This window comes from Enterobacter sp. ku-bf2, from assembly GCF_001742765.1.
Classification (GTDB): Bacteria; Pseudomonadota; Gammaproteobacteria; order Enterobacterales; family Enterobacteriaceae; genus Enterobacter; species Enterobacter quasiroggenkampii.
This window is the reverse complement of the sequence record NZ_MDVW01000019.1, coordinates 82048-99040: the sequence shown is the minus strand read 5'-3', so window position 1 is coordinate 99040 and position 16993 is coordinate 82048. Positions and strand designations below refer to the sequence as shown.

Here is a 16993-nt window from a genome sequence, read left to right as displayed (position 1 = left end):
CCTTAAGCCCCGTGGTTAAACAGTTTGTTGCCGTTGATTAATGGGCGTTCGATGCGACCTGACGCCCTGCGGCACGGTCCCAGATAATCGCCAGAACCAGCGCAACAACGGTAGGCATCAGCCAGGCCAGACCCTGCTCGGACAGCGGCAGACGCTGTGTCCAGGCTGGCAGAACTTCAGCGAACGCTGATGCTTTAATCCCGTCAAGGATACCAAAAATCAGGCTGATAAACATGGCTGGCGCAATAATTCGTGAGGAGTTGTTCCACCACGGGCGGGTGAAGCTCAGCACCACCAGCACGATGCACGGCGGATAAATCGCCGTCAGTACCGGAATAGAGACCTGAATCAGGTGGCTCAGACCGAGGTTGGACACCGCCATGGAGAAGATACCAAGGATAAACACCAGGGTACGGTAAGAGAGCGGCAGATACTGCGCAAAGAACTCAGCACAGGCGCAGGTCAAGCCAACCGCAGTAACCAGACAGGCCAGGAAGATGAGCGCCGCCAGCAGCATACTGCCCGCACCACCGAAGGTGTGCTGAACGTAGGCGTGCAGGATAGCCGCACCGTTGGCGTTCTGATCGACCAGCATGGCACTATCGGAGCCCAGACGGAACAGCGCCAGATACAGCAGCGTCAGCCCTACGCCAGCCATCAGACCGGCCCAGATGGTATAGCGGGTCAGGAGACGCGCTTCAGTCACACCGCGGGAACGCGCGGCGTTAACGATAACGATACCAAACACCATCGCGCCCAGCGTATCCATCGTCAGGTAGCCGTTCACGAAGCCGTTAGAAAACGCGGCGTTTTTGTAGGCGTCCATCGCGTCGCTAATCGGGCCGGCGGGCCAGACGATGGCGGCTACCGCCAGGACAATCAGCGCCACAATTTTCAGCGGAGCCAGGAAGTTACCCACGGTATCCAGCAGCTTGCCAGGATAGAGGGAAACCAGAATCACGATAGCGAAGTAGATCAGGCTGTAGATGAACAGCGGCATCGCGCCGTCACCGGTCAGGGGAGCAATCCCCACTTCAAAGGAAACGGTCGCGGTACGCGGGGTGGCAAACAGCGGCCCCACGGCCAGATAGCAGACGGTTGCCAGCAGAACGCCTGCCACTTTGCCGATCGGGGAGCTGAGGCTATCCACACCGCCGCCGACTTTCGCCAGCGCGATGACGGTCAGTACCGGCAGACCCACGGCAGTAATCAGGAAACCAAACGCGGCGGTCCAGACGTGTTCACCCGCCTGTAAGCCAACCATTGGAGGGAAAATGATGTTGCCTGCGCCAACGAACAGCGCAAATGTCATAAAGCCCAGCGCGATGATGTCACGCGATTTTAAGTGATGGGTCATAAAACCTTACTGCCTGTGGATGTGGTGTTGAAAACATTGAGATTTTCGATATCCCTGACGGGACGATACAGCCGAAAATTTGCTCAATTTCAGCGGGAAATGCTCCCGTCCTGGCGTGGAGAAGAATAGTTTTTCGATTTACCACGCAAATACAGTCGGTCTGACAGTATCTGGGGCGCAATTTAAACGCTTATAACGTTTAAAGGCAAGGTGGGATCGTAAAACCAGAACAATATGCCAGCATGAAAATACGCACCAGCACAATACGCTGTTTATAAGAAAAACCCATGGCTAATCATGCGAACAAAAAACAGCCAGCCGTATAAAATTCATCCGCGTTTCGCTTGACTGCAAAGCAAACGGGCCAGCGATGGCTGACCCGTGGAAAGGTAAAATGACACGCCCGCCGTCAGGCGATCTTTTTGGCAATTAATCGTTCCGGGATAACGAAGCTGAAGCGGGTTCCTTTGCCCAGGGTACTCTGAATATCGAGACGGCTTTCATGGTGGTTGACCGCGTGTTTCACAATCGCCAGCCCGAGGCCGCTTCCGCCCGTCTGGCGCGATCGCGCTTTATCCACACGGTAGAAACGCTCGGTCAGACGCGGAATATGCTCCGGCGCAATCCCCGGCCCGTTGTCCTCCACGCTAAACTCGGCCCCCGTTGGGGTATGGTGCCAGCGCACCACGATATCCGTCCCCTCCGGCGTATGATTCACCGCGTTATACACCAGGTTGGAAATGGCGCTGCGCAGCTCATCTTCGCTGCCCAGCACCTTCAGCGTGTTGTCGACGTCAAAGGTCAGGTGGTGCTTTTTGTGGCTTAACGTCTGCGCTTCACGCTCCACGACCCGCAGCATCATCGGGACATCAATGGTGTCATTCAGCGCGAGCGTTGGCGCCGCTTCAATCTTCGAGAGCGTCAGCAGCTGCTTCACCAGGCCTTCCATCCGGTGCGTTTGCTCGCGCATGGTGTGCAGCGCTTTTTCACGCGGCGCACCTTCCAGCGTTTGCTCCTGCATCATCTCCAGGTAGCCCTGCAGCACGGTCAACGGGGTTCGCAGTTCGTGGCTGACGTTGGCGAAGAAGTTACGACGCGCCCCTTCCAGTTGGTGCATCTGGGTGACATCGCGCGCCACCATCAGCCACTGCTTATCGCTGTAGGGCATCACGCGGATCTCCAGATGGCGACCATTATTGAGCTTGAGATTGTGCGGACGGGTGAAATCACGCTTTTTCAGGTACAGCGTGAACTCGGGATAACGCAGAAGGTTGAGGATATTCTGTCCATTGTCATCCGGCCAGCGCAGGCCCAGCAGCTGCTGCGCCAGGCCGTTACACCAGAAGATCGTCCCTTCTTCGGTCGTCAGGATCACGGCATCCGGCAGCGACTCTGCACCGCTGCGAAAACGCTTAATCAGGCTTCCCAGCTCGCGGCGGCGCTTTTTATTACGCATCTGCATCTGATGCAGACCGTACAGCAGCGGCTCCCAGCTGCCGCTTCCCGGCGGCGGCGTCATGCTTCGGTCAACCCACAGCCACCAGGAGAGGCGCAGCAGGTTCCAGAAATGCCAGATGAGCAGCCCGGTGACCGACGCCAGCAGAAACCACGGCAGGTGTCCAAGAAAGGCCCCCAGAATGAAGGCCGGAATACAGCATAAGATCAGTTCAAAGACGAGCCTTTTCCATGACAGACGTTCCAGCACGCGTCACACTCCTGTCATTGTTCAGAAACGGGTAGAAAAACGATAACCCGTGCCGCGGACCGTCTGCACCATGCGATCGTGGCCGCTCAGTTCCAGTGCTTTTCGCAGGCGGCGGATATGTACGTCAACCGTCCGGTCTTCGACATACACGTTAGTTCCCCAGACGTTATTCAGCAACTGCTCGCGGCTGTACACGCGTTCCGGGTGGGTCATAAAGAAGTGCAGGAGTTTAAATTCGGTAGGCCCCATGTCGAGGGGATTTTCACCGGTCATCACGCGGTGAGACGTCGGATCAAGGCTCAGCCCCTGCATTTCGATCACCTCTTCCACCGCCATCGGCGAAATACGGCGCATTACGGCTTTAATGCGGGCCACCAGCTCTTTGGGGGAGAACGGTTTGGTAATGTAATCGTCCGCGCCGGTCTCCAGACCGCGCACACGATCCTCTTCTTCTCCGCGCGCCGTGAGCATCACAACCGGTATATCGCGGGTCAGCGCTTCACGCTTCAGGTGTTTGATAAACTGCAGTCCGGAGCCGCCGGGCAGCATCCAGTCCAGCAGAATCAGATCGGGCCAGGGTTCATTCAGCTGGTTCACTGCACTGTCATAATCTTCTGCTTCAACCGGCTGGAAGCCATTTTGTTCGAGCACGAAGCACACCATTTCACGAATTGGAGCTTCATCTTCTACGACCAGAATACGTCTCGCCATACTTTGCCCTGTCTTATCTTATTTACGTTACAAGTTTGTAATTCGGCGCCATTATGCGTCAGATTTATGACAGATTTATGAAAAACAGTACCACGTTAGCGGGCAAACCGTTGTTTTATTACAGCGGTTATTTTCCCTTCTCTGAACGTTTATAATCCTGCTTTCTCTTTTTTGCCACGGATCAGCTATGCGCATACTTCACACCTCGGACTGGCATCTGGGTCAAAATTTTTACAGCAAAAGCCGTGCGGCTGAACATGAAGCGTTCCTGGGCTGGCTGCTGGAAACGGCCCGGACGCACGAGGTGGACGCGATTATTGTGGCGGGAGACATCTTTGATACCGGCTCGCCGCCGAGCTATGCGCGCGAGTTGTATAACCGCTTCGTGGTGAATCTGCAGCAAACCGGCTGTCATCTGGTGATCGTCGCCGGCAACCATGATTCCGTCGCAACGCTGAATGAATCCCGCGACATCCTGGCGTTTCTCAATACCACCGTCGTCGCCAGCGCCGGGCACGCCCCGCAGATCCTGAAAAAGCGCGACGGGTCGCCGGGGGCGGTGCTGTGTCCGATACCGTTTTTACGTCCGCGCGACATCGTGCAAAGCCAGGCGGGGCTGTCGGGCGCGGAAAAGCAGCAACATTTATTGCAGGCCATCACCGACTATTACCACCAGCAGCACGCCGAAGCCTGTGCCCTGCGCGGTGACCAGTCGATTCCGGTGATTGCGACCGGGCACCTTACCACCGTCGGGGCCAGTAAAAGTGACGCCGTGCGTGACATCTATATCGGCACGCTGGATGCCTTTCCGGCGCAGCACTTCCCGCCCGCCGACTACATTGCGCTCGGGCACATTCACCGGGCGCAGATCGTCGGCGGCTGCGAGCACATCCGCTACTGCGGCTCCCCCCTTTCGCTCAGCTTTGACGAAACGGGCAAAGCCAAATCCGTACATCTGGTGACCTTCTCCGACGGAAAACTCAGCGCCGTCGACACGCTGGAGGTGCCCGTTACTCAACCGCTGGCCGTGCTGAAAGGCGATCTCGATGCCATCACCGCACAACTGGAGCAGTGGCGCGGCGTCGAGCAAGATCCCCCCATCTGGCTGGACATCGAAATCACCACCGACGACTACCTGCACGATATGCAGCGAAAAATCCAGGCGCTGACCGAAGATTTGCCGGTTGAGGTCTTGCTGGTGCGCCGCAGCCGCGAGCAGCGCGAAAAAATCCTGTTAAGCGCTCAACGTGAAACGCTCAGTGAACTGGGGGTCGAAGAGGTGTTTGAACGCAGACTCTCGCAGGAGGAAATCGACGAGGCGAAGCGCGCAAGGCTCAGCGAACTGTTCAGCCATACCCTGCATGCGCTCAATGATGAGGAAGAAAACGCGTGAAAATTTTGAGCCTGCGACTGAAAAATCTTAACTCCCTCAAGGGCGAGTGGAAAATTGATTTTACCGCTGAGCCGTTTGCCAGCAACGGGCTGTTTGCCATCACCGGCGCGACCGGGGCAGGTAAAACCACCCTGCTCGACGCCATCTGTCTGGCGCTTTATCACGAAACGCCGCGACTGCAGAAGGTCTCCCAGGCGCAAAACGACCTGATGACGCGCGACACCGCCGAGTGCCTGGCGGAAGTGGAGTTCGAGGTAAAAGGCACCGCCTACCGCGCCTTCTGGAGCCAGAACCGCGCGCGCAACCAGCCGGACGGGAACCTTCAGGCGCCGCGCGTGGAGCTGGCGCGCTGCGAAGATGGCAAAATCCTGGCCGACAAAGTGACGGATAAGCTGGAGCAAACCGCCGCGCTCACCGGGCTGGACTACGGGCGCTTTACCCGCTCCATGCTGCTTTCTCAGGGGCAGTTTGCTGCCTTTCTCAACGCCAAACCGAGCGATCGCGCCGAGCTGCTGGAAGAGCTGACCGGCACCGAAATCTATGGTCAGATTTCCGCCATGGTGTTTGAGAAACACAAAGCCGCCCGCAGCGTGCTTGAAAAGTGCGAGGCGCAGGCGGCGGGCGTCGTGCTGTTGAGCGAAGAACAACAGCAGCAGTTACAGCAAAGTTTGCAGGCACTTACTGACGAAGAGAAAACCCTGCTGGAACAGCAGCAAAACCAACAGAAAGATTTTCAGTGGCTTACGCGCCATGATGAGCTCGTGCGCGAGCAACAGCGCGTCACCGCGATGCAGCAGCTGGCGCAACAGGCGCTGACGGACGCTGCGCCTGAACTGGCAAAATTGCAGCTTGCTCTCCCCGCCGCCCAGCTTCGGCCGCTTTGGGATCATCAGCAGGAGCAAACCACGCGCCTGACGCAAACCCAGCAGCGAATTATCGAAGTAAATACTCGCTTACAGGCCAGAACCGCGCTGCGTTCGCGTATCCGCAATACCGCCCTGCGTGACCACGAGCAGCGACAGGCCGAACTGTCGGCGCTGGCGCAGTGGCTGGCGGAGCACGAGCGCTATCGTCTGTTAGGCCAGGAGATTGCAGGCTGGCGTGCCCAGTTCTCGCAGCTTAACCGCGATAAAACGCAGTTAGCCTCGCTTGCTGCGCGGATAGGTGAATTACGCAACAGGCTGGCTGCGATGCCGGAAAATGCGCTGACGATGACGGCGGATGAGGTCAGCGCGGCCATGGAGCAGCAGTCCCGGTTACGCACGCTGCGCCAGCAGCTGACGTCGCTGCATGCCCGCTATCAGCCGCTGCAAAAGCGCCTGCGCCAGAGCAGTGAAAGCGTGCAGAAGGCGCAGGCTGAACAAAGTAAGCTTAATGAAACGCTGACGCTGCGCCGCCAGCAGTACAAAGAGAAACATCAGCACTATCTGGATCTGAAGGCCCTGTGCGAAACCGAAGCAACAATTAAGAAGCTGGAGCATTACCGTTCCCAGCTTGAGGCGGGCAAACCCTGTCCGCTGTGCGGTTCCTGTGAACATCCGGCCGTTGAGCAATATCAGTCGCTTGAGCTGACGGATAACCAGCGCCGCCGTGATGCCCTGGAAAAAGAGGTCGCCGCCCTTAAAGAGGAAGGCCTGCTGGTGCTGGGACAGGTCAATGCCCTGACTCAGCAGATCCAGCGCGAGACAGACGACGCGCAGACGCTTTCTCAGGAAGAGCAAGCGCTCACTAAAGAGTGGGTGGCGGCCTGCACGTCCCTGAACATTACCTTGAATATTCAGGACGATATCGCGCCATGGTTGAACGAACAGGAACATTACGAGCGCCAGCTTTATCAGCTCAGTCAGCGTCTCACCCTGCAGAACCAGCTGAGCGAACAGGAAGCGCAGGAGCGGCAGTATCAGCAGCAGCTGGCGGCTACGCGGCAGGCGCTGGAGCATGCCCTGCTCGCGCTCTCACTTAACGCACCTGAAGAGAGTCAGGAAGCCGCCTGGCTTCAGGCCCGTGAAGCTGAATTCGCGCAGTGGCAGGAGAAACAAACGCAGCACGGCGTGCTTCAGGAACGTATAAACGCCCTGAAGCCACTGCTCGACGCGCTTCCGGCAACGAACAGCGAAGACGCTGAACCGGTTATTCCTGATAACTGGCGCGCCATCCACGACGAGTGCGTGTCGCTGCAAAGCCAGCTGACCGCGCAACAGCAGCAGGAAGCGCTGGAGCGAGAGCGCCTGCAGCAGTCGCAGACGCAGTTCACCACAGCGCTCTCGGCGAGCTGCTTTGCCGACCAGGACGCGTTTCTTGCCGCCCTGCTGGATGACGATGCCATTCGCCATCTCGAACAGCGAAAGCAGTCGCTGGAAAACCAGATACAGCAGGCCGCGGCGCTGTGCGGGCAAGCGAACCAACAGCTACAGTCTCATCTGGCGCAGAGGCCGCAAGGGCTCGACGCCGATGTACCCACGCTGCAAAGCCAGCTGCAGCAGCTGGCGCAACAGCTGCGCGAGAACACCACGCATCAGGGCGAGATCCGTCAGCAGCTTAAGCAGGACAGCGATAACCGGCAGCACCAGCTGGCGTTGATGCAGCAAATTGAAGAGGCCGCGCGCCAGGCGGATGACTGGGGGTACCTGAACGCGCTGATCGGCTCCAGCACCGGCGACAAGTTCCGTAAGTTCGCCCAGGGGCTGACGCTGGACAATCTTGTCTGGCTTGCTAACCAGCAGCTTAACCGTCTGCACGGGCGTTATTTATTGCAGCGTAAGGCCAGCGACGCGCTGGAGCTGGAAGTAGTGGATACGTGGCAGGCAGACGCAGTCCGCGATACCCGCACCCTCTCCGGCGGCGAGAGCTTCCTGGTCAGCCTGGCGCTGGCGCTGGCGCTTTCCGATCTGGTGAGTCATAAAACGCGGATCGATTCGCTGTTCCTGGATGAAGGGTTCGGCACGCTCGACAGTGAGACGCTGGATACGGCGCTGGATGCGCTCGACGCGCTGAACGCTACCGGGAAAACCATCGGCGTGATCAGCCACGTAGAGGCGATGAAAGAGCGTATTCCAGTGCAGATCAAAGTGAAGAAGATTAACGGGCTGGGGTATAGCAAGCTGGATAAGGTATTTGCGGTGGAATGAATGGGGGGAGCGTGCGGTCTGATGCCCTCACCCTGGCCCTCTCCCACAGGGAGAGGGTACAAACATTAAAAACGGCAACGCAAGTTGCCGTTTCGCGTTTATTCGGGCCACAGCCACGCCGCGCCGCGCACGCCGCTGGAGTCCCCGTGCAGCGCTTTGCGGATCGGGGTTTCACACTCGCCGCCGAAGACCCACTGCTTCACCAGGTTCGGCACCGTGGCGTACAGCCGATCGACGTTGCTCATACCGCCGCCGAGCACTATCACGTCAGGATCGAGAATATTCACCACGTGGGCCAGCGATTTCGCCAGCCGCATTTCGTAGCGGCTAAGCGCCAGCTCCGCCACCGGGTCCTGCGCTTCGACCAGACGCATGATCTCGTTACCCTTGAGCGGCTGGCCGCTCAGGCGATGGTAGTCGGTCGCAAAACCGGTACCGGAGATAAACGTCTCAATACAGCCCTGTTTTCCGCAGTAGCACGGGACTTCAGTGCGGTATTTGAGTTCGTCTTCATCCATCCACGGCAGCGGGTTGTGTCCCCACTCGCCCGCCGTGCCGTTACCGCCGATATGGGCACGCCCGCCAAACGCCACGCCCGCGCCGCAGCCGGTACCGATGATCACCGCAAACACGGTCTGGGCACCGGCCGCCGCACCGTCGATGGCCTCAGAGACGGCGAGGCAGTTGGCATCGTTGGCCAGACGCACTTCCCGGTTCAGGCGCGCGCTTAAATCTTTATCAAACGGCTGACCGTTGAGCCAGGTGGAGTTAGCATTTTTAACCACGCCGGTATACGGCGAGATCGACCCCGGGATCCCCATCCCGACGCTGCCGGTTTGTCCTGTGGCCTGCTCGGCCATCTCAACCAGCCTGGCAATGGTCTCGATAGTCTGGTGATAATCATCGCGCGGCGTAGGCAGACGGTGGCGGAACAGCTGTTCCCCCTGCTCGCTCAGTGCGATAACTTCTGTTTTGGTGCCGCCCAAATCAATGCCAATAAGCACAAGACTCTCCTCATTATTTTGATTATCAACAGAGTAGAAGCACGCATCCCGATTAGCAATGCAAGCGATGCGACAATTCGTTATCATGCCCGCTGATTTAACGACAAGGCCGTGGAAATTATCATGCTGTGGTTCAAAAATTTGATGGTTTACCGTCTCAGCCGCGACGTTTCGCTGCGTGCAGAAGAGATGGAAAAACAGTTAGCCGCTTATACCTTTTCCCCTTGCGGTAGCCAGGATATGGCAAAAACCGGTTGGGTTCCGCCAATGGGTTCACAAAGCGATGCACTGACCCACGCCAGCAGCACGGGTCAAATCATCGTCTGCGCCCGTAAAGAAGAGAAGATTCTGCCCACGCCGGTGGTTAAGCAGGCGCTCGAGGCGAAAATTTTCAAGCTGGAAGCCGAGCAGGGCCGCAAGCTGAAAAAGACCGAAAAAGATTCACTGAAAGACGAAGTGCTGCACTCTCTGCTGCCGCGCGCCTTCAGCCGCTTCAGCCAGACCATGATGTGGATCGACACCGTTAACGGGCTGATCATGGTGGACTGCGCCAGCGCCAAGAAAGCAGAAGATACGCTGGCCCTGCTGCGTAAGAGCATCGGCTCGTTACCGGTCGTTCCGCTGGCGCTGGAAACGCCAATTGAGTTAACGCTGACCGAATGGGTACGCAGCGGTGCTGCGGCACAGGGTTTCCAGATCCTTGATGAAGCCGAGCTGAAAGCCCTGCTGGAAGATGGCGGCGTGATCCGCGCGAAGAAGCAGGATCTGGTCAGCGACGAGATCGCCGTACACATTGAAGCGGGTAAAGTGGTCACTAAACTGGCGCTCGACTGGCAGCAGCGTATTCAGTTCGTGATGTGCGACGATGGCTCCGTGAAGCGTCTTAAGTTCTGCGACGAGCTGCGCGATCAGAACGAAGATATCGACCGGGAAGATTACGCCCAGCGTTTTGACGCGGACTTCATCCTGATGACCGGCGAGCTGGCCGCGTTGATTCAGAATCTGGTGGAAGGTCTCGGCGGCGAAGCGCAGAGATAACGGGTAAAACGTAGGCCGGGTAAGCGTTAACGCCACCCGGCTAATTTTTTATTTCAGGTAGCGGCACAAATAAGAGGTAGGCTCAGCCACCTGCAAATGAAATTCGCTGTGGCCAGGGACGTTGAAAACTTGCCCGGCAGCGTAAACTTTCCATTCCGTTTCACCCGGCAGCAGGACGTTCAGCGCGCCGCTGACCACCGTCATCTCTTCCGCTTCCGCCGTGCCAAAGGTGTATTCCCCTTCCGCCATTACGCCAACGCTGGCGCGGCCAGTGCTGCTGCTGGTAAAACCAATGGATTTCACTTTACCGGAAAAGTATTCGTTACTCTGAAGCATGAACTGGCCCTTATATTTTTAGATAAAAATTCACTATAGGGGCCATGCTCATCACCTGTCACGCAAAATCATTACATGAGCAGTTCCGAGGCCAGGCGAGCCATCAGAACGTTGGATAACAGCACCGGCACATCCAGCGCTTTTTGTAGCAAATCACGATGATGCTGGTGGAAACCCAGGCAGTCCAGAATAAGGACATCGGCCCCTCTTTCCAGCAGTTCCTTCCCGGCAGCAATGAGTTTGGCCTCACTGTCCCAGAACGGATTGGCCAGCGCGTACAAGGGCACTTTTTCCAGCACGTGCCATTTTGCCTCCTGGTTATCCATGAGCTCCTCAATGGGGACAATCACCCCCACCTGATGACCATCCACGATGGAGGCCACCAGCGGCGGAATGATGCGCATCGGTTCCAGCAGAATCGCATTGCGCGCCGTGAGCCCCTTAATGGGGGCCGTGCTCATCAGCAAAATAACGTCATAACCCTGATTATCGAGCACTTCTATTACGCCCTGCAGCGAGCGCTCGATTTTCTGGCGTGAAACGTGCGCCAGTTTACCGTCACTTAATAACGTCGCCAGGGGATCCTCCCCCGCCTCGACAGCGTAGTCCTCCATGACCTCTTCCCGACTCATCTTGCCCAGCAGGCTCAGATGCGTTATCTGTTGTTCAGATACATGCTCGGTTAAGAGCGGTAACACTTCGCTTACAGGGACCACACCAATGGTGAGGATCGCCAACGTTGCCTTCATCTTTATCGCCTTCCATTACTCCAACATCGTGCACACAGGTACAGGCTCACTACGCTGCACAGTTCATTTTTTCAACAAAACAGCACCAAGCGTAGCAGGTGATCCCGACATCGAAATGTAAAGATCGCCTGCCGATACCAGAGTTACTTGTAATAACTAAATATTAACTCCTGCTTAACTTTCACGATGAGTAAAAAGTGTGATTCAGGCACGATCCTGGAGCGTTTAGGAAAACATTCAGGTTATGTCGGGATCTTCGTAGCGCCGTTTCGCATCCAGCGCTTCCTGTTCAGTCTCGTGTTCACTGATCAGCGAGTCCGGTTTTGGGTGATCGGCACGCAGTTGATACCAGGTCACGGTATGACCCGTATGGCCTTTTTCAACGGTAACAATGCGCGCTTCACGCGGATAGGGAGGTCTGGTTGGCATAGCTCATCCTTTTTTTATGTCTGAGCTATAAGTATAGACGCCGCTTAGCTGGCACAAGCCAAACGCAGGGCGGTAATAATCTGAATCACAACGTCTTCGGGAGAGGCGGACGCATCCACCACGTGGTGAGCCGCTTCGCGGTATAACGCATCGCGTTCCGCCAGCACTTCACTCACCTCTTCGTTCAGCGGCCTGGAGGTTAGCGCAGGGCGTTGCCCCTCTTCCGGAAAGGCTTCCAGACGCCCAACCAGGGCCGACACCGGCGCGCTGAGGTAAATCACAATCCCCTTTTCGCGCATAAACTGACGATTACACTCCGCCAGAACAATGCCACCCCCGGTCGCAATCACCGCAGACGGGGTGGTGACCGCTTTCAGCGTGGCCGTTTCGCGCGCGCGAAAGCTTTCCCATCCCTCTTGTTCAACAATCTCAGCGATGGTTTTTCCAACCTCGGTTTGCAGCCAGTGGTCGGTATCCACAAACTGGCGATGACACACGCGTGCCAGCTCCAGGCCAACGGTGGTTTTCCCACAGCCGCGGGGGCCAACTAAAAAGATGGGTTGGGTCATAGCCAGGTGTTCCCCTTGATGCCGGATGGCTGAAGAGTGTAAAGAAATAATTGCAGAAGATGTTGCGATTACTTTACTGCAAAGCGGTACGGGATGACAACCCTGTGGAGGCCACACTGTACCACAAATTGACAATAATTATCATTACGCTGTGCGGCGCTTCACTTCCAGCAGCCATTTATCCAGTTCGGCAGCAAACTGCTGGCGATCGCGCTGTGACAGGCTATCCGGCCCACCGGTCTGCACGCCGCTGGCCCGCATCGTATCCATAAAATCGCGCATAGTGAGCTTCTCGCGAATGGTCGACGGCGAGTATCGCTCTCCGCGCGGATTGAGCACCGCCGCCCCTTTCTCCAGCACTTCGGCAGCCAGCGGAATATCCGCCGTGATCACCAGATCCTCCGCGCTGCACAGGCGGACAATTTCGTTATCCGCTACGTCAAACCCGGCCGGCACGCGTAAAGAGCGGATGAAGCGCGAAGGTGGTACGCGAATATTCTGGTTCGCCACCAGCGTCAGCGGCATCTGAACGCGCTCGGCGGCACGAAATAAAATCTCTTTAATCACATTCGGACACGCGTCCGCATCAACCCAAATCGCCATATTGTCTCCCCTTAATAACTCTGCCGACTATTGTCGCCTGCATTTCGTTGTTAAGCTATCAATCAGAGAAAACAACGCATAATGACGGAGAATCGTGATGGACAAGAAAATCGGGTTTATCGGCTGCGGTAACATGGGCAAAGCCATCCTTGGCGGTCTGATCGCCAGCGGGCAGGTGTTGCCGGGTCAGATTTGGGTCTATACCCCGTCACCGGACAAGGTCGCCGCGTTGCGCGATCAGTACGGGATCAACGCCGCCGAAAGCGCGCAGGAAGTGGCCCAGGTCGCCGATATCGTCTTTGGCGCCGTCAAGCCGAACATCATGATCAAAGTGCTGAGCGACATTACCTCCAGCCTGAATAAAGAGACGCTGGTGGTGTCGATTGCCGCGGGCGTCACGCTCGATCAGCTGGCGCGCGCGCTCGGCCACGACCGCAAAATCGTCCGTGCGATGCCAAACACCCCTTCACTGGTCAACGCCGGCATGACCTCCGTCACGCCTAACGCCCTGGTGACCTCAGAAGACGTGGCGGATGTACTGAACATTTTCCGCTGCTTCGGTGAAGCAGAAGTGATTGCCGAATCGATGATCCATCCGGTAGTCGGCGTCAGTGGTTCTGCGCCTGCGTATGTCTTCATGTTTTTAGAAGCGATGGCCGATGCCGCCGTGCTTGGCGGAATGCCGCGCGCCCAGGCGTATAAGTTCGCCGCGCAGGCCGTCATGGGCTCCGCCAAAATGGTGCTGGAGACCGGCAAACACCCGGGTGAGTTGAAAGATATGGTCTGCTCCCCTGGGGGTACCACCATCGAAGCAGTGCGGGTGCTGGAAGAGCGCGGATTCCGCTCGGCCGTCATTGAGGCCATGACAAAATGCATGGAAAAATCAGAGAAGCTGAGTAAATCCTGATCGTTTCAGTCGGGCGTCAGGCGGCCACTTCGGTGCGGCTGCGCCCGGCATTTTTCGCTCTGTACAGCGCCACGTCAGCCGCCTTTAACCATTCCCGATAATGTCCAAACTGCGGTCCCCAGGGGGCAACGCCTACGCTGATGCGCAGCGCCTCTTTTGGCGCGCACGGTAGCGACAGCGTTTCCAGCCGCTCATGCACCCGGGACATCACGGCGATCGCGCTTTCCGCCGCGGTCTGCGACATAATCACCGCAAACTCATCCCCGCCAAACCGGCCGATGGCATCACCTGACCGCACCGACATCTGGAGCTGGCGCGTAATGGCAATGATCGCCTCATCCCCCACAGCGTGCCCCCAGGTATCGTTGATATTTTTAAAGTGGTCGATATCAATCAGCAAAATCGTGGCGGTGCAGTGGTCACGGCGGCAATGCTCAAATTCATTTCGCAGCAGCATTTCCCAGTGGCGTCGATTAAAGACCCCGGTCATGCCGTCGCGGGTGCTCATCATTTCCAGCCGCTGCTTGTGCTCAGCAAGCCTGACGGCGGTGCGGTGGCTGAGCCAGGCAAACAGCATGGGATAAAGCACCAGCACCGGCAGCGTTAAGCCCCACTCCACCGGGTCGGGGTTAAAGACGGTCACGCGGCCGACAAGCGGCAGCGTCACCAGCGCGGAGAGCAGGGTCAACAGGATCCCCGGAATAAACAGACGACAGCCCCCGGAGCCCATCATATTCATCCCTACCATCATCACCAGCGCCGCCGTGGGTAACGCGCTCATCCCCATCACGCCGATCCAGAGTCCGGCAATGATGGCATCGATCTTAAGATTGAATACTTCCTGCTGATGAGGTGACGCGGCCCGGCAGGATAACTGCCAGGCGAAATGGGGCCAGACGAACGCCCAACCGACCAGTAAAAGCCACCAGCCGCCGGGTAAAAAATGGGTGACCAGCATTCCTGCAACCGGGAAAAACATCGCTGCCAGCCCCACGGCGCGCGCCAGCCGAACCCGCCGGGCAAACTGAATGCCGGCGCGGTGAGGGTCATCCTGAGAAAGGGTTAAATTCCACTCTTCCCGAATGCGCTTTTTGTTGTAATACGTTTCATCATTCATCATTTTTGGGAATATTCTGAAACATTTTCCCAAATTATAGAGAGGGGGTCTGCGGGGAAAGTATGAAATTTCGGGTGAGCCGCCGGAGCCGCTCACCCGTTCGAACTACACTTTTTTCTTCAGGCAGGCACTCATGAACTTGCTGCGGTCATCCCCTTTCAGAGACTGTTCGGTGGCCTTAGCATTACACTCGCGCATCTTTTGCTGCTGAGGCGTCAGGCTTTTTTCAGCTGGCTTCGAGGCGCCGTTTTTGAGGCAGTCGCTCATGTAGGTCTTGCGAGCATCGCCCTTCAGACTCTGAGACGTCGCCTGTTGATTACAGGTGGTCATACGCTGCTGCTGCGGCGTTAACGTTTTCTCTTCCGCGTTCGCCGAGGCGACCATGAACAGGCCGGAGAGCAGAGTAACCAGTAATGTTGTTTTCATTGCACCATCCTTTTGTGAACATTCCCTGTAAGTCTGGTTCGTGACAGGAAAAAAACCACCCGGCAGATGTGATTTCCGCCGGGATTTTTATCATTTCAGACCCAGCGCCGCCTTCATGGTGTAGAACAGATCCGTTTGATCCGTCAGGCCTACCACGTTTGCCGCGTGCGGGCCGTAGGCGGCAATGCGCAGCTGGGTGCCCGTGTGCTCCATGGACTCTTCTTCAGAGTTACCGTAGCTCATCACCATGACGGCACCATCTTTGGTGTTCAGCGCCTGCGTCAGGCCAGGGGCTTTGGTATCTGGCGGAATGATCTGGCTGGCGTGCGCGTGGTCCGCGGTGACGATCACCAGGGTGTTACCATCTTTTTTCGCGAACGCGAGCGCCTTCTGCACCGCTTCGTCCAGATCGACGGTTTCGCCAATCTGACCGCACGGATTCGCCGCATGATCCTGCTTATCGATTGACGCGCCTTCTACCTGCAGGAAGAACCCTTTTTCGCTCTTGCTCAGCAGAGAGATCGCTTTATCGGTCATCGCCGCCAGCGTCGGTACGCTGTCCGTGCGTTTCGGGTTTGGCGTACAGGTCACTGCAGGCTTATCAATATTGCCGTGATACGAGGCTTTTGGACCTTCCCAGCGCACGGGCATGTTGCCGTCGGAGAACAGCCCCAGCAGCGGCTTGTCCTGGTTCGCCTCGCTTATCGCCGCCAGAGCATTTGCGTCACTCACCAGCTGATAGCCGCGAGCCTGCGCCTGCTCGCGCAGCGTTTTGCCCTGCCATTCGCCCGCTGTCGCGGTTTCCGCGAAGGTTTTCGCGCCGCCGCCCAGCGTCACGTCAGGACGTGCGTTCAGCAGTTGTTCCGTAATCGAGCCTTTCCCGCCTTTTTCCAGCGCATTTGTAGGGCATTTTTCGCTGGTCACTGACGGGCCGTAGCACTTACGCGAGGTGACGTGTGCCACCAGCGCCGCAGGCGTCGCATCCTGAAGTTCAGCGGTGGAGACGTTGCCGGTCGCCAGGCCCGCCGCTTTTGCCATCTCCAGAAGGGTTTGATGATCGTGTTCGTGAATATCCACGCCCAGCGCACCATTATAGGTTTTCACGCCGGTGGACCACGCCGTGGCAGAGGCCGCGGAATCCGTTACGTAATCCGGTTTACCGGTTTTTTTATCCAGCGCGTAGTGGGTATATTGTCCGGTCAGCGGTAAGGCATCGATACCTTTAAAAAAGCCGCCCGCTCCCTCGGCATAATTTCGCGCCGCCGTGATTTCGGAATCGCCCATTCCATCGCCAATCAGCAGAATAATATTTTTTGCCGGCTTCTCATTCAGCGAAGCGCGAATAGCGGCGGTTTGATCTTCTGATAAACGGCGCGCGCCGCCAGGCTGGGTGATATCCCCTTTTGCCGCACGATTATCCAGCACGCTGGTTTGCGTCGTATCTGCATAAATGGCAGGGGTAATTAACAGGGGAAGTAATGCAATGAAAAGTGCGCTCTGTTTCAATTTATTTTCTCCATG

At 57.2% G+C, this 16993-nt stretch carries 16 protein-coding genes; 4 read left to right on the top strand and 12 right to left on the bottom strand.

From position 1 onward, the window contains the following. Positions 1 to 37: 37 nt before the first annotated feature. The 3 genes from brnQ to phoB all read right to left on the bottom strand — a co-directional run bounded on the left by brnQ (position 38) and on the right by phoB (position 3773). A complete protein-coding gene (gene brnQ / locus BFG58_RS17765) occupies positions 38 to 1357 on the bottom strand; it encodes a branched-chain amino acid transporter carrier protein BrnQ (protein WP_045909798.1) in 1320 nt (439 codons plus the stop codon). Positions 1358 to 1766: 409 nt separating this feature from the next. After that, entirely contained in the window at positions 1767 to 3062 is a 1296-nt protein-coding gene (phoR, locus tag BFG58_RS17760) for a phosphate regulon sensor histidine kinase PhoR (protein WP_045909799.1), read from the bottom strand. A 21-nt stretch (positions 3063 to 3083) separates the two neighbouring features. Further along, entirely contained in the window at positions 3084 to 3773 is a 690-nt protein-coding gene (phoB, locus tag BFG58_RS17755) for a phosphate response regulator transcription factor PhoB (protein ID WP_008503265.1), read from the bottom strand. A 187-nt stretch (positions 3774 to 3960) separates the two neighbouring features. Between phoB and sbcD the strand changes: the two genes are divergently transcribed. Beyond that, a complete protein-coding gene (sbcD, locus tag BFG58_RS17750; RefSeq protein WP_048225858.1) occupies positions 3961 to 5166 on the top strand; it encodes an exonuclease subunit SbcD in 1206 nt (401 codons plus the stop codon). Beyond that, positions 5163 to 8294: an exonuclease subunit SbcC gene (gene sbcC, locus BFG58_RS17745; RefSeq protein ID WP_069720221.1), complete on the top strand. Its 3132-nt coding sequence runs from the start codon at positions 5163 to 5165 to the stop codon at positions 8292 to 8294. The genes sbcD and sbcC overlap by 4 nt, the downstream gene beginning before the upstream one ends. Positions 8295 to 8392: 98 nt before the next feature. On the opposite strand, the gene mak is transcribed toward sbcC, so the two are convergent. Beyond that, positions 8393 to 9298 (bottom strand): fructokinase, encoded by a 906-nt coding sequence (gene mak, locus BFG58_RS17740; RefSeq protein WP_069720220.1) that lies wholly within the window; start codon positions 9296 to 9298, stop codon positions 8393 to 8395. A gap of 123 nt (positions 9299 to 9421) precedes the next feature. On the opposite strand from mak, the gene rdgC reads away from it, so the two are divergent. Beyond that, entirely contained in the window at positions 9422 to 10336 is a 915-nt protein-coding gene (gene rdgC, locus BFG58_RS17735; RefSeq protein WP_023310540.1) for a recombination-associated protein RdgC, read from the top strand. A gap of 48 nt (positions 10337 to 10384) precedes the next feature. Here rdgC and ppnP read toward each other — a convergent pair whose 3' ends face one another. The 5 genes from ppnP to BFG58_RS17710 form a co-directional block, all read right to left on the bottom strand. Then, complete coding sequence (ppnP, locus tag BFG58_RS17730) at positions 10385 to 10672, bottom strand: pyrimidine/purine nucleoside phosphorylase (protein ID WP_008503270.1); 288 nt, start codon at positions 10670 to 10672, stop codon at positions 10385 to 10387. 71 nt (positions 10673 to 10743) lie between these two features. Next, positions 10744 to 11421: an AroM family protein gene (locus BFG58_RS17725; RefSeq protein WP_008503271.1), complete on the bottom strand. Its 678-nt coding sequence runs from the start codon at positions 11419 to 11421 to the stop codon at positions 10744 to 10746. 237 nt (positions 11422 to 11658) lie between these two features. Beyond that, positions 11659 to 11850, bottom strand: coding sequence for a protein YaiA (yaiA, locus tag BFG58_RS17720; protein WP_023334675.1), 192 nt, complete (start codon positions 11848 to 11850; stop codon positions 11659 to 11661). A gap of 44 nt (positions 11851 to 11894) precedes the next feature. Then, positions 11895 to 12419 carry a shikimate kinase AroL gene (aroL, locus tag BFG58_RS17715; RefSeq protein ID WP_048225851.1) on the bottom strand — a complete coding sequence of 175 codons (525 nt, stop codon included), beginning with the start codon at positions 12417 to 12419 and terminating at the stop codon, positions 11895 to 11897. 144 nt (positions 12420 to 12563) lie between these two features. Then, complete coding sequence (locus tag BFG58_RS17710) at positions 12564 to 13022, bottom strand: YaiI/YqxD family protein (RefSeq protein ID WP_069720219.1); 459 nt, start codon at positions 13020 to 13022, stop codon at positions 12564 to 12566. 97 nt (positions 13023 to 13119) lie between these two features. Between BFG58_RS17710 and proC the strand changes: the two genes are divergently transcribed. Then, on the top strand, positions 13120 to 13929 hold the full coding sequence (gene proC / locus BFG58_RS17705; RefSeq protein ID WP_032656527.1) for a pyrroline-5-carboxylate reductase: 810 nt from the start codon (positions 13120 to 13122) through the stop codon (positions 13927 to 13929). Between the two features lie 16 nt (positions 13930 to 13945). Here the strand turns inward: proC and adrA are convergent, their stop codons facing one another. The 3 genes from adrA to phoA form a co-directional block, all read right to left on the bottom strand. Beyond that, positions 13946 to 15049, bottom strand: a complete 1104-nt coding sequence (gene adrA / locus BFG58_RS17700) for a diguanylate cyclase AdrA (protein WP_069720218.1) — start codon at positions 15047 to 15049, stop codon at positions 13946 to 13948. Positions 15050 to 15151: 102 nt separating this feature from the next. Continuing rightward, positions 15152 to 15472: a phosphate starvation-inducible protein PsiF gene (psiF, locus tag BFG58_RS17695; RefSeq protein WP_047347312.1), complete on the bottom strand. Its 321-nt coding sequence runs from the start codon at positions 15470 to 15472 to the stop codon at positions 15152 to 15154. 90 nt (positions 15473 to 15562) lie between these two features. Then, positions 15563 to 16978: an alkaline phosphatase gene (gene phoA, locus BFG58_RS17690; protein WP_045909807.1), complete on the bottom strand. Its 1416-nt coding sequence runs from the start codon at positions 16976 to 16978 to the stop codon at positions 15563 to 15565. Positions 16979 to 16993 lie beyond the last annotated feature (15 nt).

Excerpts from the sequence above, each read along its gene's own strand:
- brnQ (WP_045909798.1), bottom strand. The coding sequence starts at position 1,357 with ATGACCCATCACTTAAAATCGCGTGACATCATCGCGCTGGGCTTTATG.
- phoB (WP_008503265.1), bottom strand. The coding sequence starts at position 3,773 with ATGGCGAGACGTATTCTGGTCGTAGAAGATGAAGCTCCAATTCGTGAA.
- sbcD (WP_048225858.1), top strand. The coding sequence starts at position 3,961 with ATGCGCATACTTCACACCTCGGACTGGCATCTGGGTCAAAATTTTTAC.
- rdgC (WP_023310540.1), top strand. The coding sequence starts at position 9,422 with ATGCTGTGGTTCAAAAATTTGATGGTTTACCGTCTCAGCCGCGACGTT.
- ppnP (WP_008503270.1), bottom strand. The coding sequence starts at position 10,672 with ATGCTTCAGAGTAACGAATACTTTTCCGGTAAAGTGAAATCCATTGGT.
- BFG58_RS17725 (WP_008503271.1), bottom strand. The coding sequence starts at position 11,421 with ATGAAGGCAACGTTGGCGATCCTCACCATTGGTGTGGTCCCTGTAAGC.
- yaiA (WP_023334675.1), bottom strand. The coding sequence starts at position 11,850 with ATGCCAACCAGACCTCCCTATCCGCGTGAAGCGCGCATTGTTACCGTT.
- aroL (WP_048225851.1), bottom strand. The coding sequence starts at position 12,419 with ATGACCCAACCCATCTTTTTAGTTGGCCCCCGCGGCTGTGGGAAAACC.
- BFG58_RS17710 (WP_069720219.1), bottom strand. The coding sequence starts at position 13,022 with ATGGCGATTTGGGTTGATGCGGACGCGTGTCCGAATGTGATTAAAGAG.
- proC (WP_032656527.1), top strand. The coding sequence starts at position 13,120 with ATGGACAAGAAAATCGGGTTTATCGGCTGCGGTAACATGGGCAAAGCC.
- adrA (WP_069720218.1), bottom strand. The coding sequence starts at position 15,049 with ATGATGAATGATGAAACGTATTACAACAAAAAGCGCATTCGGGAAGAG.
- psiF (WP_047347312.1), bottom strand. The coding sequence starts at position 15,472 with ATGAAAACAACATTACTGGTTACTCTGCTCTCCGGCCTGTTCATGGTC.